At 51.7% G+C, this 20,257-nt stretch carries 30 protein-coding genes and 1 tRNA gene; 7 read left to right on the top strand and 24 right to left on the bottom strand.

Translation table 11 applies throughout. From position 1 onward, the window contains the following. Positions 1 to 19: 19 nt before the first annotated feature. The 12 genes from JZ655_RS08430 to JZ655_RS08380 all read right to left on the bottom strand — a co-directional run bounded on the left by JZ655_RS08430 (position 20) and on the right by JZ655_RS08380 (position 8,357). Entirely contained in the window at positions 20 to 1,255 is a 1,236-nt protein-coding gene (locus tag JZ655_RS08430) for a phage major capsid protein (RefSeq protein ID WP_207293537.1), read from the bottom strand. Between the two features lie 9 nt (positions 1,256 to 1,264). Beyond that, entirely contained in the window at positions 1,265 to 1,864 is a 600-nt protein-coding gene (locus tag JZ655_RS08425; protein ID WP_207293536.1) for an HK97 family phage prohead protease, read from the bottom strand. Continuing rightward, entirely contained in the window at positions 1,857 to 3,083 is a 1,227-nt protein-coding gene (locus JZ655_RS08420) for a phage portal protein (protein WP_207293535.1), read from the bottom strand. Before JZ655_RS08420 ends, JZ655_RS08425 begins: the two co-directional genes overlap by 8 nt. A gap of 147 nt (positions 3,084 to 3,230) precedes the next feature. Then, positions 3,231 to 4,964, bottom strand: coding sequence for a terminase large subunit (locus JZ655_RS08415; protein WP_207293534.1), 1,734 nt, complete (start codon positions 4,962 to 4,964; stop codon positions 3,231 to 3,233). Further along, entirely contained in the window at positions 4,961 to 5,455 is a 495-nt protein-coding gene (locus tag JZ655_RS08410; RefSeq protein WP_207293533.1) for a phage terminase small subunit P27 family, read from the bottom strand. Before JZ655_RS08410 ends, JZ655_RS08415 begins: the two co-directional genes overlap by 4 nt. A gap of 132 nt (positions 5,456 to 5,587) precedes the next feature. Continuing rightward, positions 5,588 to 5,938 carry an HNH endonuclease gene (locus JZ655_RS08405; protein WP_207293532.1) on the bottom strand — a complete coding sequence of 117 codons (351 nt, stop codon included), beginning with the start codon at positions 5,936 to 5,938 and terminating at the stop codon, positions 5,588 to 5,590. 256 nt (positions 5,939 to 6,194) lie between these two features. Beyond that, positions 6,195 to 6,650 carry a hypothetical protein gene (locus tag JZ655_RS08400; RefSeq protein WP_207293531.1) on the bottom strand — a complete coding sequence of 152 codons (456 nt, stop codon included), beginning with the start codon at positions 6,648 to 6,650 and terminating at the stop codon, positions 6,195 to 6,197. A gap of 85 nt (positions 6,651 to 6,735) precedes the next feature. After that, complete coding sequence (locus tag JZ655_RS21350; protein ID WP_242637315.1) at positions 6,736 to 6,927, bottom strand: hypothetical protein; 192 nt, start codon at positions 6,925 to 6,927, stop codon at positions 6,736 to 6,738. Next, entirely contained in the window at positions 6,878 to 7,153 is a 276-nt protein-coding gene (locus JZ655_RS08395) for a hypothetical protein (RefSeq protein ID WP_207293530.1), read from the bottom strand. The genes JZ655_RS21350 and JZ655_RS08395 overlap by 50 nt, the downstream gene beginning before the upstream one ends. Continuing rightward, positions 7,150 to 7,692, bottom strand: coding sequence for a glycoside hydrolase family 108 protein (locus JZ655_RS08390; RefSeq protein WP_207293529.1), 543 nt, complete (start codon positions 7,690 to 7,692; stop codon positions 7,150 to 7,152). The genes JZ655_RS08395 and JZ655_RS08390 overlap by 4 nt, the downstream gene beginning before the upstream one ends. After that, entirely contained in the window at positions 7,670 to 7,975 is a 306-nt protein-coding gene (locus JZ655_RS08385; protein WP_207293528.1) for a phage holin family protein, read from the bottom strand. The genes JZ655_RS08390 and JZ655_RS08385 overlap by 23 nt, the downstream gene beginning before the upstream one ends. Beyond that, complete coding sequence (locus JZ655_RS08380; protein WP_046884899.1) at positions 7,962 to 8,357, bottom strand: phage holin family protein; 396 nt, start codon at positions 8,355 to 8,357, stop codon at positions 7,962 to 7,964. Before JZ655_RS08380 ends, JZ655_RS08385 begins: the two co-directional genes overlap by 14 nt. Positions 8,358 to 8,620: 263 nt before the next feature. Here JZ655_RS08380 and JZ655_RS08375 point away from each other — a divergent pair, with 263 nt between their 5' ends. Beyond that, positions 8,621 to 9,502, top strand: a complete 882-nt coding sequence (locus tag JZ655_RS08375) for an LAPAL motif-containing putative phage structural protein (RefSeq protein ID WP_207293527.1) — start codon at positions 8,621 to 8,623, stop codon at positions 9,500 to 9,502. A gap of 268 nt (positions 9,503 to 9,770) precedes the next feature. Further along, complete coding sequence (locus tag JZ655_RS08370; protein WP_207293526.1) at positions 9,771 to 10,172, top strand: hypothetical protein; 402 nt, start codon at positions 9,771 to 9,773, stop codon at positions 10,170 to 10,172. Between the two features lie 21 nt (positions 10,173 to 10,193). On the opposite strand, the gene JZ655_RS08365 is transcribed toward JZ655_RS08370, so the two are convergent. From JZ655_RS08365 to JZ655_RS08310, 12 genes are all read right to left on the bottom strand, one after another. Beyond that, positions 10,194 to 10,568, bottom strand: coding sequence for an antiterminator Q family protein (locus JZ655_RS08365; protein WP_207293525.1), 375 nt, complete (start codon positions 10,566 to 10,568; stop codon positions 10,194 to 10,196). A gap of 17 nt (positions 10,569 to 10,585) precedes the next feature. Then, positions 10,586 to 11,575 (bottom strand): DUF968 domain-containing protein, encoded by a 990-nt coding sequence (locus JZ655_RS08360; RefSeq protein ID WP_207293524.1) that lies wholly within the window; start codon positions 11,573 to 11,575, stop codon positions 10,586 to 10,588. Further along, positions 11,572 to 12,288 (bottom strand): phage antirepressor KilAC domain-containing protein, encoded by a 717-nt coding sequence (locus JZ655_RS08355; protein ID WP_425352485.1) that lies wholly within the window; start codon positions 12,286 to 12,288, stop codon positions 11,572 to 11,574. The genes JZ655_RS08360 and JZ655_RS08355 overlap by 4 nt, the downstream gene beginning before the upstream one ends. Before the next feature lie 24 nt (positions 12,289 to 12,312). Further along, positions 12,313 to 12,702: a RusA family crossover junction endodeoxyribonuclease gene (locus JZ655_RS08350; protein WP_207293522.1), complete on the bottom strand. Its 390-nt coding sequence runs from the start codon at positions 12,700 to 12,702 to the stop codon at positions 12,313 to 12,315. Next, positions 12,699 to 13,019: a LexA family protein gene (locus tag JZ655_RS08345; protein ID WP_207293521.1), complete on the bottom strand. Its 321-nt coding sequence runs from the start codon at positions 13,017 to 13,019 to the stop codon at positions 12,699 to 12,701. Before JZ655_RS08345 ends, JZ655_RS08350 begins: the two co-directional genes overlap by 4 nt. Next, positions 13,016 to 13,234, bottom strand: coding sequence for a hypothetical protein (locus JZ655_RS08340; RefSeq protein WP_207293520.1), 219 nt, complete (start codon positions 13,232 to 13,234; stop codon positions 13,016 to 13,018). The genes JZ655_RS08345 and JZ655_RS08340 overlap by 4 nt, the downstream gene beginning before the upstream one ends. Further along, positions 13,231 to 13,890 carry an MT-A70 family methyltransferase gene (locus JZ655_RS08335; RefSeq protein WP_207293519.1) on the bottom strand — a complete coding sequence of 220 codons (660 nt, stop codon included), beginning with the start codon at positions 13,888 to 13,890 and terminating at the stop codon, positions 13,231 to 13,233. Before JZ655_RS08335 ends, JZ655_RS08340 begins: the two co-directional genes overlap by 4 nt. Continuing rightward, positions 13,890 to 14,384 (bottom strand): PerC family transcriptional regulator, encoded by a 495-nt coding sequence (locus tag JZ655_RS08330; protein ID WP_207293518.1) that lies wholly within the window; start codon positions 14,382 to 14,384, stop codon positions 13,890 to 13,892. Before JZ655_RS08330 ends, JZ655_RS08335 begins: the two co-directional genes overlap by 1 nt. Further along, complete coding sequence (locus tag JZ655_RS08325; protein WP_207293517.1) at positions 14,381 to 15,307, bottom strand: conserved phage C-terminal domain-containing protein; 927 nt, start codon at positions 15,305 to 15,307, stop codon at positions 14,381 to 14,383. The genes JZ655_RS08330 and JZ655_RS08325 overlap by 4 nt, the downstream gene beginning before the upstream one ends. Next, positions 15,264 to 15,476 (bottom strand): DUF4222 domain-containing protein, encoded by a 213-nt coding sequence (locus JZ655_RS08320; protein ID WP_207293516.1) that lies wholly within the window; start codon positions 15,474 to 15,476, stop codon positions 15,264 to 15,266. The genes JZ655_RS08325 and JZ655_RS08320 overlap by 44 nt, the downstream gene beginning before the upstream one ends. A 163-nt stretch (positions 15,477 to 15,639) precedes the next feature. Next, the gene (locus JZ655_RS08315) at positions 15,640 to 16,194 is read right to left on the bottom strand and encodes a YmfL family putative regulatory protein (protein WP_207293515.1); all 555 of its coding nucleotides are present in this window, start codon (positions 16,192 to 16,194) and stop codon (positions 15,640 to 15,642) included. 28 nt (positions 16,195 to 16,222) lie between these two features. Beyond that, positions 16,223 to 16,432, bottom strand: a complete 210-nt coding sequence (locus JZ655_RS08310; RefSeq protein WP_207293514.1) for a Cro/CI family transcriptional regulator — start codon at positions 16,430 to 16,432, stop codon at positions 16,223 to 16,225. Between the two features lie 97 nt (positions 16,433 to 16,529). Between JZ655_RS08310 and JZ655_RS08305 the strand changes: the two genes are divergently transcribed. From JZ655_RS08305 to JZ655_RS08285, 5 genes are all read left to right on the top strand, one after another. Then, positions 16,530 to 17,177 carry a LexA family protein gene (locus tag JZ655_RS08305; RefSeq protein ID WP_207293513.1) on the top strand — a complete coding sequence of 216 codons (648 nt, stop codon included), beginning with the start codon at positions 16,530 to 16,532 and terminating at the stop codon, positions 17,175 to 17,177. 330 nt (positions 17,178 to 17,507) lie between these two features. Beyond that, positions 17,508 to 17,584: transfer RNA gene (locus JZ655_RS08300), tRNA-Arg, on the top strand. Positions 17,585 to 18,229: 645 nt separating this feature from the next. Next, complete coding sequence (locus tag JZ655_RS08295) at positions 18,230 to 18,589, top strand: hypothetical protein (RefSeq protein WP_207293512.1); 360 nt, start codon at positions 18,230 to 18,232, stop codon at positions 18,587 to 18,589. After that, the gene (locus JZ655_RS08290; protein WP_207293511.1) at positions 18,589 to 19,614 is read left to right on the top strand and encodes a chromosome partitioning protein ParB; all 1,026 of its coding nucleotides are present in this window, start codon (positions 18,589 to 18,591) and stop codon (positions 19,612 to 19,614) included. Before JZ655_RS08295 ends, JZ655_RS08290 begins: the two co-directional genes overlap by 1 nt. Continuing rightward, positions 19,601 to 20,200: a hypothetical protein gene (locus JZ655_RS08285; RefSeq protein WP_207293510.1), complete on the top strand. Its 600-nt coding sequence runs from the start codon at positions 19,601 to 19,603 to the stop codon at positions 20,198 to 20,200. The genes JZ655_RS08290 and JZ655_RS08285 overlap by 14 nt, the downstream gene beginning before the upstream one ends. The last annotated feature ends 57 nt before the right edge of the window (positions 20,201 to 20,257 follow it).

The raw sequence follows: 20,257 nt of genomic DNA, 5'->3' as shown, positions 1-20,257 counted from the left end.
GTTAAACCTGAGTTTGTGATTATGGTGTTGCTGGTTTACCCACCAGCGCTTTAATGGCGGCGGTATCTTCAAGAACGCAGTCGAAGCGATGGAAGGCAAGGAACGCCGTCTGATCGTATTCAGCATAGCGCTCAACAAGACGCTTAAGCGTCATGTAGGTAACACGGCGCACAATGAAACGGTCGAAATCGCCGAGGAAAGCAAATTTCTTACCCGCAGCAATGCTATCAATGGCCTGATCGATAACATAAGGAATATTCAAAATAGTGGCCGGGGTACCGCCTGCAATATCCGGAAGCCACAGGGGACGATTCTGACCATCAACCATTTCTTCGATGACCTGGAGTGTCGAATCGTTGAATGCCCAGCGGAATTTCGGTCCGCCACGATATGCAGGATCGATAGAATGCTTCAGCGCATTCATCTCTTTCCAGGTGAATGCGCCTGCAGCAGCGGTGTTAACCGTACCCGTAACAGAGGCGATCAGACCTTTAGGCTGTACCGGGGTGCCTGCACCACTACCCTGGACAAGGTATTTAGCCTCACCCCGGCCAATGCGTTGACCAATACGTTTCGCCAGGTAAGCTTCAATATCAACACCACTGTCCTGCAGCAGTTCGTTCGACACACGGATGATTTTAGAAGACAGCTTTTTGGAGCCCAGAACAGCAGACCCGAAAGTGACATCTTCTTCTGATGCTTCGCTGTTCTCACCCAGCAGTTCGCCCTCTTCCGAGGTTCCGTCAGAAGTTGACCAGGTAATATCCTGACCAGTTGAGGTGGTGAGGATTTGTGCCACACTGGCGATGCCACCATAAGCTTTCATCGTATCAACGATCTTATTCAGCATCTGGGTCGGAACCGTATACCCGCCTTTCGCGTCCGGTGACGTCCCCTGAGCGCGAAGTTCTTTAACCGCCTGACGTTCTTCCGCCGTCAATTCACTGAAGCCATGACGCAGGAAGCGATCGAATGCCGCAGCGCGACGTTCATCAGTTTTAGCGTTCGGGTTGGCTGGGTCTTGCTGCTGTTGATGACGGTTTTCCTGCTCGTTGTCATCGACGTAGTCCTGATCCTGACGACGAAGCTCATCTTCGCGGGCAATACGCAACTCAAGCGCGTCCAGTTCAGATTTCGCTGCGTTCCACTGAGTACGCTGCTCATCAGTCCAGGTAGCATCGCCAATTTTCTCGTGCAGTGCACGCATGTCGGTGGCGATGGTATTTCGTTTTTGCTTCAGTTCGTGCAATTTCATGATTTTTCCTTACGCGTTAAGAAGAGTCAGCAGGCGCTCACGCGCCATTCGTTGGGTCATGGCTTGCGCCAGCGCGCCGCTGTTGCGCGCTTCCTGCCAGGCTTTCATGGAACGAATTCCAGAATCGGCCTCTTGGTAAGCCGGATAGGTCACCGGGCTGACATCAAAGAGGCGTGAAAAACGGTTAATTTCGCGGATGACGATCCCCTCATCGTCCTGGTACCAATTCTCGCCATCGTGCGCAACGCGAAATGCAAAAGACGACTGGTTGATATCCCCGCGCATCATCGGTGCCAGCACCAGATCACGAATGGTCTGCGTATCCGGCGCTGCGATGTCATAGCGCAGGCCTTTATCATCCACGCCCACGCTTAGCGTGCCGGAAGTGCTACGGCCCAGAATGAAATTGGGATCATGGTTAAACAGGCCGCGAATATCGTCACCCAACACATCGTCGAACGCGCCAGGTTTGATAATTTCACGGAATCCCCAGAGCGGCTCAGAGCGGCTGTTGAATACCGAGCCGTAACCGATAATCCGCGTGGGCTGCTCACCCTGCTTTTCGGCACGGACCTCACCGCTGTAACAGCGAGTCTCGCGATCACTCATCGGTTTTTTCCTTTTCGGTTTTGGTGGTTTTGAAATCGTCCGCTGGGTTGGCGGCGTTTACACTGACGAGCATTTCGTCCAGACCATCCACAGGGTTCATATCCTCGAAAGCGCGTGCTTCGTTGCGACTCATCCATCCATCGGTAATGGCAAAGTGATAGAACTGGGCTCGTTCTTGCGGGGTACCGCGCAGCAGGCCAGTAAGGTTAAACCGGACGTAATACCCGGCGGCCAACTCGGCGCGGGTAAACAGGCGGCGGTTAAGCTCCTGCTCCCAGTTCGTTACCCAGGGCATCATCGAGTAGCGGACAAACTGAATGGCCTGCTGCGTGATGTTGCTGAAGGTGGCTTTTTCAAGGTCGTTAATCATGTGTGCCGGTACGTTAAATATCCCGGCAATCATGGAGCGGTTGAGCTTGGACATATCGATGATCTGGGCGTCAATTGGCGATACGGTCAGCGCTTTGTAGTCCAGGTCTGCAGGTAGCAGCATCGTTTTGTTTTCCTGGCTGCGCAGTGCTAGCGCAGCCTTTTGCCAGACCTTCTTTAGCCTCTCCCACCCTTCGGATTTAATCTCACCTTTGACAGTGACAATCCCGGCTGGGCGCGCGTTACCGCTGAAAAAGCTCTCGGTATATTTTTGCCCGCTCATCCCCATGCCAATCGTTTCGGCATGCTGCATCACAGGACTCAGCCCCATCTTCTGGTTATTGCCCAGCGCACGGATGTGGATCATGTCATCCGGACTGATGGCAAACGCGCCCTCTTCGTTATACAGACCGTAGGTGTACCTGCCGCCGGTATTAATCAACGTGGTTTCCCAGGGCATGCAGCAGTCCAGGGCGGTCACTTCCCCTCGGCGGTTACGTTTAACCCAGGTGTATCCGTTTCCCCAGCCGAGGATGTGGCGCTGTTTCAGCTCGCGCCATTTGTAACTGGTTTGCCAGGTGTTTGGCTCATCGTGCACAAGGTAAAACGCGGGATGATCCCGGGCTGGTTCAACTTTGCCGTTGTGCTTGCGCATCACGTGCAGCGGCATCTGGGCAAGGTTTGAGGACAGGACATAAATACAGGCGTAAACCGCGGCCAGCTTCATGGCTGTTTCAGGGCTCACATACACATCAGCCCTGAACAGCCCGTCCGTATCGATGGCATCCCCCGTTATTGGTGTGGTCGGGTTCTCCAGTGATTCGCTTCGGAATAAGGCATCAATCAGCACGTTTCCCCCCTCTGGCTAAAGCCAGGGCACTAAGCACCATCATGCTACCTGAGAACATGAGCGCCGGGGCCAGACCAAACCGCAGGTAAACCCCGGACGTGAGCAGACCAAAACCGGTTAGCCCGATAACATCAGTAATAAGTGATTTCATAGAATTAAGAGGTCGTCGTCCGGATCAAGAGATGAGAGGAAATCGCCAGGTTCTTTCAGCATTGCCCGACCAATCGCCATAATCAGCGCTACTGCGCCGTCGATTTTGTTTTCGTTCTGCTCCTTGATTGGCTTCACCACATCGTCATTACCAGGAAGGTATTTGCCGACGACGTTGCTGATACACCAGCTCATGATCGGGTTGCCATCGTGATGAAAACGGCCAGACTCAATCGCGGCCTCCAGTTCCTTCATAGGGTCAGACATGTTGGTGTAGTTCTGAACAATCGTGATGGGGTTAAGCCCTTCATCAGCCAGATCATGCGAAAGGCCAGTTGCGCCGAACGGGTCAATAGGTGACTCGCTAACCGGGTTGAGTTTGTTCGCAGCCTTGGCCTCTTCAAGGATGTAGCGGTAATCAACCTCAGCACCATCGGTAACGGTTAGTAGCCCCATCTCAACCCATTTCTGAAAGCGCTCCGCTGTGCGCCGATCCTCGTTTCTGTCAACGCTGTAGACCGTGTCGTAAGGCACCCAGAAGCGCGGAGCAACACTGTAGTAATGCGTTTTGCCGTCAATCTCACGCGTGAACAGACGCGGCATGCTGTTCATGTCCAGCTTGCGCGCGAGGTCGAAGCCCAGCACGCATGGCTGCCCTTCGAACATTTCAAGCGTCAGGGTTTTGTCCTCGCAGTTCTGCCAGGACACCAGGTTGAAGAATGCGGCGCGCGCGGCCACCCAGATGTTGAGGTGTTTAGTTTTAAACACCCCAGCCTGGCGGGCGTTATTGATGGCACGCTGTTGCTGGCTCAACAGGAAGTCCCGGTAAACGGAGACGCCCATATTCGGGTTGGCTTTCTCAAGCACTTTCGGATCCGTCCAGTCGTCGCCTTCGTCGACCGTGTAGATCACGCCGAACAGCTCTTCGTTCGGTACCGTGCCATTCAGCATCTCAATCACTTCGCGCCGCTTGTCGTAACAAGGCCCCTCGATGTTGTAGCCTGCCGTAGTGATGGCCCACATAAGCGGCTGCCGGCGGGCACCCATACCTGTCAGCATTGTGGTGTAAAGCGAATCCGTCGGGTGTTCATGATACTCGTCGACAATGGCACAGTGTGGCGAAGCACCATCGCCGGGGTTACCGATCAGCGGTTCGAAACGCGCCCCATCCTCGGGCCGGTTCAGGTTCGAGGCATTGACCTCTATCCCGAAAGCCTCCACCAGCAGAGGTGTGCGCTTGCACATCAGGCGGGCGGGTCTGAACACCTCCCACGCCTGTTTTTCGGTTGTGGCGCCAGAGTAAACCTCAGCGCCGAACTCGTTGTCGCAGGTAAAACAGAATAGCGCCACGCCCGCAGAAATAGCCGACTTGCCGTTCTTGCGGGGGATCTCGGTATAGACTTCACGGAAGCGACGAAGCTTTGAGCCTTTCTGCACCCAGCCGAAGGCGCAGCACACGATAAATAACTGCCAGGGTTCCAGCGTGATCGGCATCCGTTTGAACGCCCACTCCCCCTTTGTGTGGGGCAGCAGCTGGATAAACTTCGCCGCCTTCTCCGCCATGTCTTTGTCAAAGCGATACCGGAATTTGCGGCTCTTCTCCTGGGCCATATCATCGATATGACGCTGGCAGGCCTGAATGACAAACTGGCACGCCGGGATTTTTCCCCGCACAACGTTGCGGGCATACTGATTCGCGGCGTTAACGTTGGGGTACGATTTCCGGCTCATGAGTTAATCATCTTCAGGAATGGGTTGTCGGTCTTCTTCTGGCCGGCGAGGCCGATCAGACGCTGGCGGCTGCTGGGGTCGAGGCCCAGCATTGAACCGGTAGAACTCATCTCCGATTCCTGTTCTTTCTTGGCGGTAAGCTCAGGGTTCTTAATCTTGCCGCCCATGGCGCCAGTGATGGAAAGACCATCAACCGCGATATTTTTTACGGCGCGGCGCCAGAACTCATAAGCAATGCACCAGCGCTCCAGCACGGCGAGATCGGTAACGCAGAGAAGACCCTGACCACATAATTCTTTTGTGGTCAGTTGCCACATGATTGCAGCAAGAGGGAGATCATCCTCTTCGAACCAATCCGGCGGGGCCACCCCTTTGATGGGAGTGAACACCGGTTCTTCTTTATTCAGGGCTCGCTTGCCGGGGTTTCCAGCCAGCTCCTTGCGCGCCGTTGGCTTAGGGCGACGCCCGGAACGCCCCGCCGTTCCAGCCATAAGCGACACTCCTGGTTAAATTTGATTTTTCGCGGGTATAAAAATTCGAGGAGGCGGGCAGTCCGGAAGTCGGGGGACGCCAGAGATTTTCCCTCCCCCTCCCCCCTGTCTTGATGCAAATGAGAACCACTCTCACTTGATGCGGTCGCGCGCGGTCTTGCGGGCGTGGCATGACCAGCACAGGCTTTGCAGGTTCGAGTCATCGTCGGTTCCGCCCTGAGCCTTGGGCTTGATGTGGTCAACACAGGAGGCTGGCTTCGCCACGCCATCTGTAAGGTGATCCTGACAGAGACCGTTATCTCTCTTCAGTATGCGGGCGCGGATGATCTCCCATTTGGTACCGTATCCTCGCTGGTGTCTGGTTTGTCCAGGCTTATACTGTCGCCAGCCTTCGCCTTCGTGGGATTCGCAGTAGCCTGATGGGTCAGTGGTTGTCAAGCGGCAGCCGCGAACGCGACAGGCCTTTGGTGTGCGTGGCGGCATGAGAAAATCCAAATAAAAAGCCACCGGCGGATACCAGTGGCTTGGATGGGTTGAGGTGGCTGGTGCTGATCTCCAGCTTTGCGGCTTAACGATCTAGGTCTGTGGTGCCACAAGAACGACCGGTCATGCCAATCAGCCTTGGCTGTTCCCCCTCAAATTCGACATTATCACAGGCACTCAGTGAATGCCTGCGGTAATACATACACTAATGGCAACCACCCCGAAGAGGGTTATGAAATCATACGCGCCAAATGAATTAATCTTGCAGCGTGTTAACTACGCTGCGAAGATCATTTTTAAGCTGTTTAGTTATGATTTCAATATTAGTATCAAACCATCCTGTGTCCTGATCAGAAAACTCATAACCAGGTGAAATGAGTCCAAGCATACCTTTCTTAGACTCTAATGGGGAACGGCCTTTCACCCCTTTCGTTATGGCAAGCACCTGATACGGAAGATAGCTCAAATCTTCCTCAGTCATACCTGCTCTAGACGCCACATCAGCAACACACGTCATGATTGTGCCACTACAAACTTTTTCCTCAGCGATTGCAGTACTAATAATAACAAGGCTAATTCTGTCTAAATCCTTCTGGTCAATATAATTTCCTGCCATAGAATTTCTGAATGTAAGCGACATTACTTCCATCCAATGAGCTATGTACTTCCTCATCTTCGCAGAAGCGATATTGCGTCTGAATAGTTTGAACATTAAATTCTCCATTTATGAGAACTAATATTTTAACCCAAAGATAACAAAGCCAAAAGCCCAGTGGTCACCGCTGTAAAACATCTCGCTATTGCGAGACTCTACCTGATTTCTGACAGTTCACCTGCCACGTTTTGTTATGCGCCAGGATGTCGCGTTTAGTCTGCTTATCCAAAACGTCAATGTCGTGGTCAGTAAGATAGATTGGCTTAACCCAATCGCACGCGGTATCAACGACTACCGGTGCGGGTCCAGTTTCCGCGCAGCTCGCGATCAACATCGTCATCAGGCATACGGCTAACAGTCTGCTGTACATTGCTGGCCTCTTTGGTGGCTTGTACCCGGCGTTCGGCTGCTGCCTCAGTGGCTGCGGCCTTTTCTTCTGCTCGCTGCTGGTCAGCTTTGGCTTCCGCTTTGTTGGTGCCGCGTGAATGGCCCAATCCGAACGCGGCGGCGATTGCAGCAAACACAGCTGCAGCGAGACCGATGATCAATTCAAGATTCATATCACCACCCGCTCCTTCACCCAGCCATAAACAAACGTCTCGTTCGCGCTGCGCTGTTCAGCCAGTTCAAGATAGCGTTGACCCTGGCTACAATTTAGGGCCCTAAGCATTACCAGTTCACCCTCTTTACCGCGTCGAGAAAGATAACTTTGTAATGCACTGATTGTTCTCGGACCGATAAAACCATCTGCAATAAGATCGGGGTAGAGCGAGCCCTGAATGTTGAAGACGTTAAGCCAACGCTGAAACCATTTCGTCTGAACCGATGGCCCCATGTTAACGCCTGTGTCGCAGAGTTCTGCGGCAATGGCCGGTGACACCTCAGAAACAAGGTCGAAGCGTGGACCTGTCCAGTAGTCAGCGGTCAGAATATCCAGAGCTTGTTGCCGGCTGAGGTTCCGCATATCGCCGGTGAACCCATGGGCGCGAGCTACCGCTTGCGTAATCCCCCAATTTGTTGGGCCACCCTTGTCATCAGGGTGATTAACGTAGCTACCCTCTTTACCAAGAATGGCATCAAAAATTTCGTCTTTGGTCATGGGGCTGCCTCAGTGCATCAATCAGACGCGCCACGTTTCCCCGAGCCCAGAGAACGGCAGCGCAAATCAGGACGTTCACCAGCACCACGAACCAGTGCGATTCATGGTACAGGCCGAACAGGTAACGGAAGGGGACGCTGGCATATACCAGCACCGTGAAATAAGCCATCAGCGATATCAGAGGGCGATGTCTCGCCCCGCCGCGCTGGTAGAACATCAGAGCAACGACGATCACCCCACAGATAAGAGCATTCGCCATTGCACTCGGATCACTTGTTACCATTGCTGGCCCCTCCTCCACGTAAACGAGAGAGAATTCCAAACAGGCTACCCAAATCCTGACTGTTGACGAACGTCAGCAGCTTAATAGCAATAGCGGCTACGATTACCGCGCCCAGCGCATCAAGTGGCCTGTCGCTGTAACCCGTCCATTTGGAGAAGTAAGAGCCAAGTAATGGAGCGCCGATAACGCCGAAGATGAACGAGGTGATGAAGTAGCCCACCAGCTTAAGGCGGGTGATATTTACCGCCGTAGCGACATAAAAAACCGCGCCAGCAAATGCACCAAACACCACACCGTAATCAATGCCGGTTGCCAGGCCAAACATACTGGCCCCCATGAGCCCACCGGCAGCTACCGTAGTGCCTGAAACAGGATCGGACATTTAGCCCCCTCTTATTACTGTGAGTCCTCTCAGAAGTGAGGGGAAACAAAAAAGGCCGCCCGTTGGCAGCCTTAGAAATGACAAAACCCCGCCGAAGCGAGGTAGAAAATTTGTTTTAAGTCCGTGGCGAAGTGACCACTCTTAACAGGCTACAACACAAATTGCGGACCGCAGTAGTGATTTCTATTTTTTTTCGCGTTAAATTCATGCTTTGCCCACTACAGCGATTAATTGTTAGAGCTGCCTTACATAACAGGAAAGTTATGAATAAGACTACCTCCTTTAAAGTGTTTTACGATGCTGATGACGATGAACTTTCTAAACACGCCATCGATGCTGAAACATTAGCAAAATCAATACTTTCAATGACAAACCTTATTGAGAAAGCGGATGACATCCTTAATGAGGGTAATAAGTCAGTTAAAGTTTTAGTTACAAATCCAGCTGTCGCTGGATCAATTGGAGTGGCTTATACAATTGTCGAATTATTGCCCGCTACAATTAGCGTGCTTAAAACTATCGGCATTGTGGGAACCGCAGGCGCTGTAGCTCATGCAACAGCTATTTCCTTAATTCGACAGTTAGGAAGTAGAAAAGTAATTTCAGTAACCAGAAGAGCTGGTACCAACGAGGCTGTTCTCGAGCTTGAAGGCGAGGAGATTGTTTGCCCTGCTCCAGTTGCGGCACTTGTTACAGAACCAACAATTCGTGATGCTTTGATTTCTGTTGTACAGGCTCCACTAGAAGGCAAAGAAGCACCTGTTTTCAAGATTGTTGATGATAATGGCAACGAATTGATGAGGCTTGAAGGCGAACAAACAGAGGAAATAAAACCCCTACCCAGAGGAACTTTGCTGAAAAAAGAGGTTGAAACTAAAGATGTAAACGTCAAGTTTACTCAGGTCAACTTCCATAGTGAGAAGGGGTGGAGGATGGAGTATTTGGATGAAGAGCATTCGGTACTACTTACAGATTACGAATTTTTAGCTAAAGTACGTCAGGCTGAAGGTACGATAACCAGCGAAGACCTTTTTTCGGTGACATTAGAGACAACCAAGACCACGACTGCTCGAGCTAGCACACAAAAATTTGTGATTAAGAGAGTGCTACGCCACCGTGTTGCTCAAGGCAAAAAACTAATTTAAGACTATAAATCAAAATGATACAGCAACAGTTAATACAAATCGTATTTTGGTTGGGGGTGATCGTTAGCCTTCCGACCTTTTATCGCTTTGTATATGCTGGTTCTGCCTTGATCTGGCGACAACTTTTTCCTACACGCAAGGTTGAAATACGGATGCATGATTCTGAGCACCGTTTGATCAAAACCCTTACCATTAAATTAGATGGTAGTGAAGGAAAGAAAGTTGTTGATCTCATTGAAGAAGCTAAATCGAAGGTCTCGGCTAAACAATGAGTGATGACAAAAAAAACCTGCTGAGTGAAAGCAAAGGGCTTACAACAGGTGGCATAGGTGCTGTTCTCACAACCATCGTCCCTTTGATTGCTCCTGATCCTACTAGTGGTTGGCGACCATTACTTTACGCATTGGCTCCTTTAGTTTCTGCGTTTTTGACTTACATAATGATTTGGGTGATCAATCGTCATGGATTAGAATCCCCTGCTGAGGCTTCACTTCGCAACCGCCTGAATAGAGATCTTAATCTCATCGATGAACAATTGAAGAGCTCTCATCTAACAGATGAATTTCGTAATGAATTAATCAAAGATCGAGAAAAAACTATTAGAAGCTTAGTCAATATTGGTAAGACGCTATCAGTTACTGCTGCAACTACTTCCTCAGAAGAAGAATAAACGGCCTAACGGCCGTTTTTTTCAATTTACGATAGCATCCATATCTAAATTGATATTTAGCATGCTAAGGCACCCTTCAACAAACCCCTCTGCCATCTGTATCTCAATGCGTATCAACTTCTCATCTTTTTTTCGCGCTTTAGCAATCTTCCGCTTTGAGATGCCATACAGATAATGTGCAACCAGCAATGAATGCTCATACGGTTTTCTTTTCTTCAGCTGGGCCAAGCAGCCTTCAATGATCAAGGCATCATCGTCTGTACATGAAAGACGGGATTTGCCCGTTTGCGGCAGCAATCCCTTAAAACCAGCAGCTATTGGTGAGTAATCCACACCTGAGCTATCGCTTGCAGCCCACCCGCCCCACAACTCCATGACCTTCTGAATATCACGCATCAACTCTCTCCACTAAATTACGCCAGTACGCCGATTGCCAGTGCACGATCTAAAAACCGAAACAGCAGCGTTAACTGGTCGCCGTATTTCGCTTCAAATGCCACAGGGCCAGCGTGCAACTCGTCGTGATGCTCTCTGCACAGAGGTATCACAAACAGGTCGTGCGCCTTTGTACCCATTCCACCCTGCCCGTGGCCTATCAGGTGGTGGGGGTCGTCTGCCGGGTTGTTGCAGCACATGCACTGCTGCGACTTAACCCAACGGGTGTACTTCTCGTTCTCCCAGCGGCGACGCTTAGGTTTCAGCATGAAGGATTCCGGGCTATCCGGATCAACCTTCACCGTCACTATCTTTTTGGCTTTCTCCTGTAACAGTTCTGCCGCCGGTACCGATGGCATGATATCGCTTTCGCGCATCACAGACTGGATGGGTTCTGGCTCAATCCTCAGAGCTTTTGCCGCCAGCTTTTCCGGAATAACATCTGCCAGCCCGTTCCTGACCATCCACCAGCAGAACTCCGGAAGTGTCAGCACATGGTCTTCGCTGAAACCAAGTTGGCCGCTTACGGTTGCCAGTAGCCAGGATACCAGGTTTTCACGCGCAATTCCTGCGAGTCTTTCAGTGGTTTGATCACGCAGATTGTTATCACAACCCCAGCACAGACGTATGCTGCCGGGAGCGTGGCGCATCACTGTAAAATCACGGGAATGCCATTCTTCGTGTGGCCACTGGCATTCATACTTTCGCTCCAGCCAGGCATCCAGACCGTTCAGACCGCCGGCACGCTGAATGACCCGCTCGTTCTCAAAAACAACCTGCATGCTGTCATCATGTGTAAGTGGCTGGTATGACTCTGGAAGAAGGCCAGACGGTAGATGCTGTATAGCGTCCGAGGGCTTTTCAATTACCACCCTTCCCTGACGGAATAGCCAGAGCAAATCAGTCCCGGGGCGAAAGATAACCACCCCGGCCATAGGCGCGATTTCAGGTGTAAGTAGTGCCCTCACGTCATTTGCCCCTTAGCGGTGTGTTCAGCCCAAAGACCACCAATCCACTTGACCCCTTTCGCCGTGAAGCGGGCCTGGCTGAACGCATAATTCGAAGCGTTGGTTGTACCGGTCTTAACTTCGAAGCGGCCAGACTCAATATGCTGATGATATGGTGTAAGAACCCCGCTCAGACGGTACATGATGTGATGATCCAGCAGGAACAGGCGGAACTCTGGCTCTTTGGCATTAAGCAACTTCGCAACCTGTCGAAAAGTCATTGAGCCGGTTGCCGTGACGTAACGATCAACAAACTCTGCTTTAGGTGCGGCAATCGCCAGCTCTTCGCTCAGGCGCTGCTTTTGCTCAGCCAGGTCAGCCGCTAACCTGAGGGCTTCAGGCAACGATTGCGGTACCACCATTCCCCCGCTGCTTTCCAGCTCCTGCCAACGGTCAACAAGACGGGCCGTGAACTCTGGCGAGAGCTGGGCGACGATCACGTAACTGTCTCGCTTGTTAACTTCGTAGTAGTGGTAAACCTGCCCGTTCTGGGGATGGGTGTACTGCATTGCAGCATACCCCCCAATAACACCGCTGTTCATGAGCCGCTCAATGGTCACGCATACATTGCTGTGGCGAGAATCCACTAACTTGGCAATTTCACGACTGGACATCGTTATTTGCTGCGCCATAGCAGCTGCATGATGGGTCTGACACATTACGGTTACGTTCATCTGGTTCATGCTCTTCTCCACTTATCAGGCGGCTGCACCCGCCAAAGGTTCATGCGTGGTGATCGTGATTTCTACCCGACCGCCTGCTACCTGCGGCCCCCACTCCACCAGCATGCGTTTAACCTGGCTGTCGTCCTCCCAGACACCAGCATGAGTGAGCGCGTCGAACAGCGCTTTGTTGTAGTTGTCGATGTCACGGCGGCGGGCATCTGGCGGGAACAGCACGATCTCCACTGATGCTGGTGAATTCGATGGCTTGGGCAGGCGGCGCAGTTGTTCGATAATGGCCGCACATGCCGCGCTCTGGTATGCCCTGCCCTTTGCACTGATGAGGTGACGCCCCTTAAGTGGGCCGCTGTTAGGGGCTCGCCAGTAAGTGTTTACGCTTGGTGGAAACGGGAGCATTAGCTTCATAAAGTCACTCCCTGCTTTTTCAGCCATTCCATAGCGTTATCTCTGGCATTCTCTCCACCGGTTAAGAGCTCTTTGATGATCGTTACAGGTTCTGCATCCCATTCCGTTTTGATTACGGTAATCCCCCTGGCAGCGCCAGGAGCAATTGAGATGTACCCCTTTTTCTTAAGTGCCTTCACATGCTCGGCAGCAGCATTAGGTGATGCACAGCCAATTAAACCGGCAAGCTCCAGAATCGTCGGTGGGAATCCGGTTCTATCCTTGTAGAGCACTATTGCATCCAGAACTTCACTTTGACGGGGCGTTAAATGGTTCATGAGTCCACTCCATAGCGCCCGTTAAGGCGTCCAATCACACTGACGAATTTGATGAAGGAAATTCCAAGTGGCTTTACCTTCGCATAGTGCTTGCTGAGCAAGGGCTTGCTGATGCTGTCGAACTTTGGCCGTGGCTTTGCCTTCATCGCTGACTTGATGGCTTCGCTGCAGCGCTTAGCTTCTGCCTGAATGGCGTTCTCGATGGACTGGTTCATGCGACATCCTCTTTAGCCCAGTCGATGGCGCAGACAACACCTGGCAACAAATGAATCGCTGGGCGCTCAGCCTGATTTCCCCAGTGATCCCAGCCAGGCGCGCCGCAGCGACTGAACAGTTCGATGCGCGGAACGTCGCCGTAAAGCTGCTCCAGCCGGAAACGAGCCTCTGCTGGTTTCTCGCTATGCTCACCGAGAGGGCTGTAGATAACCTGCTTCACACTGGCGTTCATGCGTTCGAGGCCCTTCCCTCTGGCGGCGATCAGCAGGTCTTCGGTATTGGCGCGGGTGTAGTTGCCACCGTTCATCCGGGTCTGCACATTGAGCAGGTCGAGGAAGTCGTAAAAGTCCTCTACGCCACCAGCCTGAAGGGCTTTGTTAATATGCTGCTCAGCCAACTGGTTCAGCTTCACCCAGGTGAACCCCTTCATCGTGCGAATCTTGAAGCCCCACGCTTCAGCCAGTTCGATAGCCTCACGTGTGTGAGTGCCGGTAAACCACATGGCCAGAACGGCATCTTCTGCAGCCAGCTCCCACACAGGCAGACGTTTCATGTCGATCAGCTTCATCGTGCCATAGTGGTTCTCTGCTGCACCGTTGCTGATGGTGTTGCCATATTCCCAGGCTGGATCGGCGTAAATCAGTGAATATTTCATCAGACGTTTCTCCCCCTGCCAGCCAAACACCATGAATCCGTTGATGCTTTCGGCTTGTGAACCTGGCTGAGGCATTTCTGGCGCTCAACCAGAATCATTTCGCGCACATCTTCGTTCTTAGAACGGTTGAATGCCTCCATCAGGACTGTAGCTGCACGCTGATACAGACCCTTTTCAGCCAGTCCCTTCGCTTTCAGCAGCATTGCAGCTACCGCCGGGTTAGATACTGATTCTTGTTCCGCGTCAGTAGTGCTCTGGGCTCTGTCGATTTTCACGCGGGAAACCACTTCCCCTACCGCTCCGCTTGGTGGCTCAGCGAAGTACTGGTAGCACTTGCCGTTATGTCTGCGAGTGGCGCGATTCAGTTTTACCAGGTGACACACAGCACGCTGAACAGCATGAACATCGAACTGTGGCATCGAAGCCGCGAGCTGCTTGTTCGTCAGGCCGGGGTTGTTCGCGATGAACAGCTGAATGTTTTTCAAAAGGCTCACGAGTTAGCTCCTCTGAAACCAGCGGGGATCTTGCCGTAGTTGGTGTTCTGGAAACTTGATTTGAATATACCCTCCTCCCTCGCCCACTCACCGTTAACCCGTGCAGGCTTACCAGCTTTTGACCAACTGTTAGCAGACTTCAGGTAGCCAGGGAACTTGGTCGGCTGGAAAAGCGTCTGTGGGCGAAGGTAATCGGACATTTTCAGATCATCAGCCCATTTGGCATTGCAGTAGTCAACCACCAGCTGCAACTCTTCCACGGTGAACCCCTCGCCGATACGGGCGCGGATATTCTGCAGGGATGTGGTTGATACCTGGAACCGTGAGTTCGTGACCTGGTTCAGGTGAGATAACACCGATTTGGCCTGATCAGTGATCAACACTTCACGGTCTGGTTGCGACGCAACCGGACAAAAAGGGGTTTTATTCTCTGTAGTAATCTCTGTTGTACTCTCTGTAAGAACATCAGTGCAATTTGACCTGATGACAGCGGTTCGTTTTGACCCGATGGAGCGTTCCACTTTGACCTCTTCCATGAGTTCATTTTGACCTGATGGACGAGTGCATTTTGAACTCTTCGATTTGGTCACTTTGACCTCATCTAAAAGCTCGCTTTCGTAGTTGATCGTGTAGTAGTTCGTCATGTCGCGCTGAGACTTGTTCAGCTGCTCAATTTTGAGAACACCTAGAGTCTTCAGGCGGGTGAAAGTGCGCTTCAGGGTAGACTCTGACCAGAACGGGAACTGCTCCAGCCACTGCTCGTTCGTGTTGTAAATCCAGCGCACGCCGTCACGCTCCAGACCGGAGTTTGTTTCTTTCAGCCAGTAGTTCACCTGCTGCAACGCAATTGCCTCGTTCAGGCCAATGCTGTATGCAAGGTCAGGGTTTATCACTATCGGCCGGGATGGCATTAACAGGCTCATGGCAGTCCTTTAACTCTGTAAATTTACGCTGGAATTGCTCAAGAGGGCTGAAGCACTCATGATCGTACCCTTCGCGAAGGTATATAACGCGTCGACTCTCTGGCTCCCACCGGATAACTCTAACCGGGACGCCGTAGTGGTCCCTGAACCTGCGATCAAGCTCTGGCATAAAACCTCCGCTTTACGACGCCATACCCCCACGATTGCCATCGCCCGACTGTGGTTACACGGAACCCAGCGGCCTGATACCATGCGCTCATACCGAAACGACGAGGCCCCATGCACTGGAACGCCACGTAGTTGCGGCAGACGGTGTTTTACCGTTAAACTGTTCATGCGTTAGTTTCTCCACTGATACGACACGCCACGGCGCCCGGAGCTGCACACTCGCGGGCGTCACTCTTTTCTGGTGCACAAAACACACGGAAAAGCAGCGTTAAATGTTCCTGCCACTTAGCCATCACCTGATAGCTGTTCTCTTCGATTTGAGCGCGTTCTGCATCGTCAATAACACCGTCAGCCGTTGCTTTACGCAGATACTGTGAGTGCTTGCCGATCCACTCTACGGATTCCATCAGACGCTGATTGATGTCCCCGTTGTCTACCTCTTCCACATCTGCCAACGGCACGAAGACGCCGTTTGAATGCCGAGCGATAGCGTCAGCGATGTACGTAGAACCACCAGCTCGCTGCAGAACCATGGCCCAACCCAGCGGGAAAATCTGATCACCATCGGTACGAAGGCGGTTAAACAAAGCGTTTTCAGTTACACCTAACCACTCTGCTGCTTCGGCATAGCCGCCAGGCAGTTCGGTGATCGTTTTTTTGATAGCACCCACCAGCCAGGCTGGTTGCTTATCAACTTTCCATTCAGGTTCAATACCCACGGTTAACCCCTTATCTCTGTGGTTACTGCTAAGCAGCTTTTTGGTTACGCTTTTGGTAAAGCGATGCGTCGAACTTAAGCTTCCCCTTAGTTCGTGCCGCTGCCTCGGCTGCACGTCCTTTCGGGATTAACTGACCAGGGCGAGTGCGCCATTGGTAAAAAGCCTCCGGGGAAACTCCAAAAAATTCTGCAGCCTTGTTTGGTGAGCCGAAATACTGCTCAAGTTCAGTCGTAGTCATGATGTCCTCCTAAGAATATTTAGATATTATTACCTAATCTTTTTTAGGTCAATAAAAACTAAGATTACTTAGGTTATAATTTCTAAGGATCTGAACTGTGGGAACACTTGGCACGCGTTTAAAGGAGTTAAGGAAGCAGAGGAAGCTAACTCAAGGCCAGCTAGGAAAGGCTGTGGGTGTTTCAGATGTAACCATTGGCTATTGGGAAAGAGATTTTAATGTTCCTGGCGGGAAGTCACTGACAAACCTAGCTCGATACTTGGGGGTTAGTGAAGGTTTCCTTTTGTACGGCAGAGAAGACGAATCTAACATAAGTGCTGCTCCAGTCGCTGCGCAGCAGGTTCCGATAATTAGCTACGTTCAAGCCGGTGCCTGGTCACCTGAATGCGACGCCAGAAACCTTGAAGGAACGGTGGACTATATTTTGACTTCAGAGCTTCACTCGCATTCAACTTTTGCCTTGAAAGTAAAAGGAAAGTCTATGGAGCCTGAATTTGTCGAGGGTGATGTCATCATCGTGGATCCAGAGCTGCATCCGGGCCCTGGCGATTACGTTGTCGCTAAAAATGGTGGTGATGAGGCGACATTTAAGAAATACCGCGCTCGTGGTATCAGTGAATATGGCGAAGAGATATTCGAGCTCGTTCCTCTGAACGACGATTACGCCATTCGCAATTCTGCACAAGAAAAAATTCATATCGTTGGTGTGGTTGTTGAGCATCGACGAATGATGCGCCGCAAGTAGATCCCCTCCCCTTACAGAGAATCTAAATTATTTTAGGTTTTCTGCTTGACGTTCACTCTAAGTTATTTTAGATTTTAGTCATCGAAACATAATGCAGAACGGCATATGGCACATGTGCCGCAGCGGTCCGGGGATTCCTTGCAAGACAATATCCAGATCCAGCGGGTAGCCGGAATGTGCAAGCCACGCAGTTGCACGAACATGGGATTCACCATCCTGGCGGTACGGTGTGACACCTCGGAAGAGACGAGGATGCAACCGTGAGAACACTCTTCTGTGGCAAAGGAAACTCCAGAAGACCTTTCTGAACCGATTAGTGTTCTCTCGGTTGTGGCATTAGCTCAGATGGATAGAGCAACGGCCTTCTAAGCCGTGGGTCGCAGGTTCGAATCCTGCATGCTGCGCCAGTATCACGTAGCCAATGTGGTAAACCCGTAGTAACTGCAACAAATGCTGTGTGTAGTCTTGGCGGTCGGCAGTTTCGAATGTCCTTATGTCGGCCGCCCCTTTTACACAACTGAAAGCGCGTTCTGGACCTTTAACCTAAGTGTCAGTTCGTTAAATGCAATTTCGAGCGGAACGCGCTCTCAGTTGTGGAGAAGCTAACAGGCGATTGCAGTCGCCCGTTTCACTAAGTGCCCAGGCTGGGTGCTTACTAAAACGATACCCCTTTATTTTTTGTCGCCATCCGGCGAGGGATTCGTGCAACCAAAATTCAGCGGATTTTCCACTGGAGGACTGATGAACCACCTCGAATTTATTGAGAAGAACGTGAAGGAATTGCTCATTAAACAGGGCTTTTCCTCTTCAGTGGCTCAAGGGGGGCGTGGCAGGCGCTTGATTTGTATAAGCGTATGTCACAGGCAAGTAAGAAAGGCGCGATTTTTGATGATGTGTTACGGCATGCGAAAGCCTGGGCAGACAAGCAGGTTTCTAAAACCGAAATCACTAAACGAAAACGCAGCACCCCGAAAGACCAAGGCGGCCTCTTTTAAGTTGTAAGGCCAAAAACCAGCGCTGTGCAGAGCGCTTATATAACGGAGAAACTAACAATGACGACCACACAGAACATCACCGAGTTACAACCACGCCTGACCCGCGAGCAACTGATCGATGCAGCTCATACCGCAGCTAAGTTTCTGCCCGTTGCTTCAGCTCAGCTGATGAACGAACTGGCGAACCGACTGGATTACACCAGTGTGGCGCTGTGCGAGGCAATGAAACAGCGCAAAGAGCTTGCTGCTGAGAATGTCACCCTTCGTGATGACGTTAAAAACTGGGCCAAAGAGTGTGACCGTATCGTAGAACGTCACACCAAGACCCGCAGTAATATGCACCTGCTGGAAGCTCAGCGCGAATTACGCGAACTTACGCCTGTAACCCTGACTGTATTAAGCGAAGGGGTTGCGTGATGGCTAACTCATTCAAATTGATGTCTCGTGACGGGACAATCAAACGTACCGACACCGGCATGTTCATTAGTCTCGACGATATCCACGTGCGCGAAGGTTTCAACAAGCGTGACGACAACGATGATCGTACCCGCCTGGCTGATGATGACCTGTTCAACTATCTGATGAACGGTGGCTCAGTTCCTCCAATGGAAGTTATCGCCCGTGATGAAGGTGGCGTGTGGGTTGTCGAAGGCCATCGCCGACGCCGCTGCTATGAGCGTTGCCGTGATGCTGGTAAACCGGTTGACCGTATTCACATCATGCCGTTCAACGGTAGCGACGTGCAGCGCCTGGCTCGCATCATGACCAGTAATAACCAGCTTCCTCTCTCCGATATGGAACAGGCCGCCGTTATACAGGAACTGCACAACGCGTTTAACCAGACCACCAGCGATATAGCGAAGCTCGTAAATAAGTCCGTGTCCACGGTTGAGAAGCTCCTGACCCTCAGCACTGCCAATTACGACGTTCAGCAGGAAGTTAAATCCGGTGCTGTCTCGGTTGATGTGGCTGTTGACCGCGTTCGCGAATATGGCGAGCAGGCGGGTGAAGTTCTCCAGCACGATAAAGCTGTGGCTGCTGCCCAGGGCAAAACGAAAGTTACGCGCAGCTCTATCGCGCCAGAACTCAGCATCAAAACTGCACGTCGTTTCGTCGAGCTAATGGCCCAGGCATCTATCAGCGATGAAGGTGTGTTTACTGTCGAAGGCGCAGCTCTGGCCGAAGCTCTTTCCATCATCGACGAACACAAAGCCATTGCTGAAGCGCGTGAAACCTACCGCCTGTCTCAGCCAATACCGGCCGCTGAAGTACGTGGGAAAAACCTTTACGTCACTCTGGACGGTATCGAAATCGGGTCAGCTCCTATCTACCGGGGCAAAAACGTTACGCTCAACGGGATCATCACCAGCCAGTCGAAAGCGGTTGCCCACTTCGTTAAGCAATACAAGCTGCAGCAGGAAAGCCATCATGAAAACAACTGATAAACCAATGACCGGTGAGCAGTTGGATGAACTGATGACTGTTGCCGTCAACATGCAGCGCGAATGTGAATCGAACAACGACCGCCAGACTTCCCTCTTCGCTTATGCAGTTCAGGTTGCAGTTCTGGAACTGCGCCAGGTTCGGGAAATGAAACCAACTGATGAAAATCACGTGGCGGCGATGAATAGCATCAAAGCCATCATCGCGATTCTTGGCTCAAGCGATACATTGGGCATTTCGGAACAAGTTGCAGAACTGAAAGCGCAGCGCGATGCACTGGCTGCGGAGAATGCGGGGCTGAAGTCGCTTATTGAGCAGCATGCAGATTCCGTTGCAGTGTGCCCGAATTGCTCGCATGAAGAGCCGAGCGAAACGGACGATATCGTTGCGCTTTATCGCTCCATGGAAACCCCGGCCACCGATTCCTTCCTGGCTGAAGTGCGGGCGCAGGGTGTGGATATGATGGTTGAGCAATGCGAATTAGACATCGTGTTTATTGAGCCAGAGGATGAAGAGCATTACACGCTGATGATCGAACACGCCAAAGTGTTCGCCGCCCAGCTTCGCCAGGGAGGTGAAGAGTGATTACTGGAACCTCAAGTTACGACGACGTGCCAGAGACTCTCTGCACCATCTGCGGTG

Source organism: Leclercia pneumoniae, assembly GCF_017348915.1.
GTDB lineage: Bacteria > Pseudomonadota > Gammaproteobacteria > Enterobacterales > Enterobacteriaceae > Enterobacter > Enterobacter pneumoniae.
The sequence above is the reverse complement of the archived record's forward strand: the minus strand, read 5'-3'. Positions and strand labels throughout refer to the sequence as shown.

Bases quoted from the DNA above. Each gene is read 5' to 3' on its own strand.
- JZ655_RS08350 (WP_207293522.1), bottom strand. From the start codon at position 12,702: ATGAAGCTAATGCTCCCGTTTCCACCAAGCGTAAACACTTACTGGCGA.
- JZ655_RS08335 (WP_207293519.1), bottom strand. From the start codon at position 13,890: ATGAAATATTCACTGATTTACGCCGATCCAGCCTGGGAATATGGCAAC.
- JZ655_RS08400 (WP_207293531.1), bottom strand. From the start codon at position 6,650: ATGTTCAAACTATTCAGACGCAATATCGCTTCTGCGAAGATGAGGAAG.
- JZ655_RS08355 (WP_425352485.1), bottom strand. From the start codon at position 12,288: ATGAACGTAACCGTAATGTGTCAGACCCATCATGCAGCTGCTATGGCG.
- JZ655_RS08320 (WP_207293516.1), bottom strand. From the start codon at position 15,476: ATGCCAGAGCTTGATCGCAGGTTCAGGGACCACTACGGCGTCCCGGTT.
- JZ655_RS08290 (WP_207293511.1), top strand. From the start codon at position 18,589: ATGGCTAACTCATTCAAATTGATGTCTCGTGACGGGACAATCAAACGT.
- JZ655_RS08430 (WP_207293537.1), bottom strand. From the start codon at position 1,255: ATGAAATTGCACGAACTGAAGCAAAAACGAAATACCATCGCCACCGAC.
- JZ655_RS08345 (WP_207293521.1), bottom strand. From the start codon at position 13,019: ATGAACCATTTAACGCCCCGTCAAAGTGAAGTTCTGGATGCAATAGTG.
- JZ655_RS08295 (WP_207293512.1), top strand. From the start codon at position 18,230: ATGACGACCACACAGAACATCACCGAGTTACAACCACGCCTGACCCGC.
- JZ655_RS08310 (WP_207293514.1), bottom strand. From the start codon at position 16,432: ATGACTACGACTGAACTTGAGCAGTATTTCGGCTCACCAAACAAGGCT.
- JZ655_RS08375 (WP_207293527.1), top strand. From the start codon at position 8,621: ATGAATAAGACTACCTCCTTTAAAGTGTTTTACGATGCTGATGACGAT.
- JZ655_RS08325 (WP_207293517.1), bottom strand. From the start codon at position 15,307: ATGAGCCTGTTAATGCCATCCCGGCCGATAGTGATAAACCCTGACCTT.
- JZ655_RS08390 (WP_207293529.1), bottom strand. From the start codon at position 7,692: ATGACCAAAGACGAAATTTTTGATGCCATTCTTGGTAAAGAGGGTAGC.
- JZ655_RS08415 (WP_207293534.1), bottom strand. From the start codon at position 4,964: ATGAGCCGGAAATCGTACCCCAACGTTAACGCCGCGAATCAGTATGCC.
- JZ655_RS08380 (WP_046884899.1), bottom strand. From the start codon at position 8,357: ATGTCCGATCCTGTTTCAGGCACTACGGTAGCTGCCGGTGGGCTCATG.
- JZ655_RS21350 (WP_242637315.1), bottom strand. From the start codon at position 6,927: ATGTTGATCGCGAGCTGCGCGGAAACTGGACCCGCACCGGTAGTCGTT.
- JZ655_RS08395 (WP_207293530.1), bottom strand. From the start codon at position 7,153: ATGAATCTTGAATTGATCATCGGTCTCGCTGCAGCTGTGTTTGCTGCA.
- JZ655_RS08370 (WP_207293526.1), top strand. From the start codon at position 9,771: ATGAGTGATGACAAAAAAAACCTGCTGAGTGAAAGCAAAGGGCTTACA.
- JZ655_RS08425 (WP_207293536.1), bottom strand. From the start codon at position 1,864: ATGAGTGATCGCGAGACTCGCTGTTACAGCGGTGAGGTCCGTGCCGAA.
- JZ655_RS08285 (WP_207293510.1), top strand. From the start codon at position 19,601: ATGAAAACAACTGATAAACCAATGACCGGTGAGCAGTTGGATGAACTG.
- JZ655_RS08410 (WP_207293533.1), bottom strand. From the start codon at position 5,455: ATGGCTGGAACGGCGGGGCGTTCCGGGCGTCGCCCTAAGCCAACGGCG.
- JZ655_RS08365 (WP_207293525.1), bottom strand. From the start codon at position 10,568: ATGCGTGATATTCAGAAGGTCATGGAGTTGTGGGGCGGGTGGGCTGCA.
- JZ655_RS08340 (WP_207293520.1), bottom strand. From the start codon at position 13,234: ATGAACCAGTCCATCGAGAACGCCATTCAGGCAGAAGCTAAGCGCTGC.
- JZ655_RS08385 (WP_207293528.1), bottom strand. From the start codon at position 7,975: ATGGTAACAAGTGATCCGAGTGCAATGGCGAATGCTCTTATCTGTGGG.
- JZ655_RS08405 (WP_207293532.1), bottom strand. From the start codon at position 5,938: ATGCCGCCACGCACACCAAAGGCCTGTCGCGTTCGCGGCTGCCGCTTG.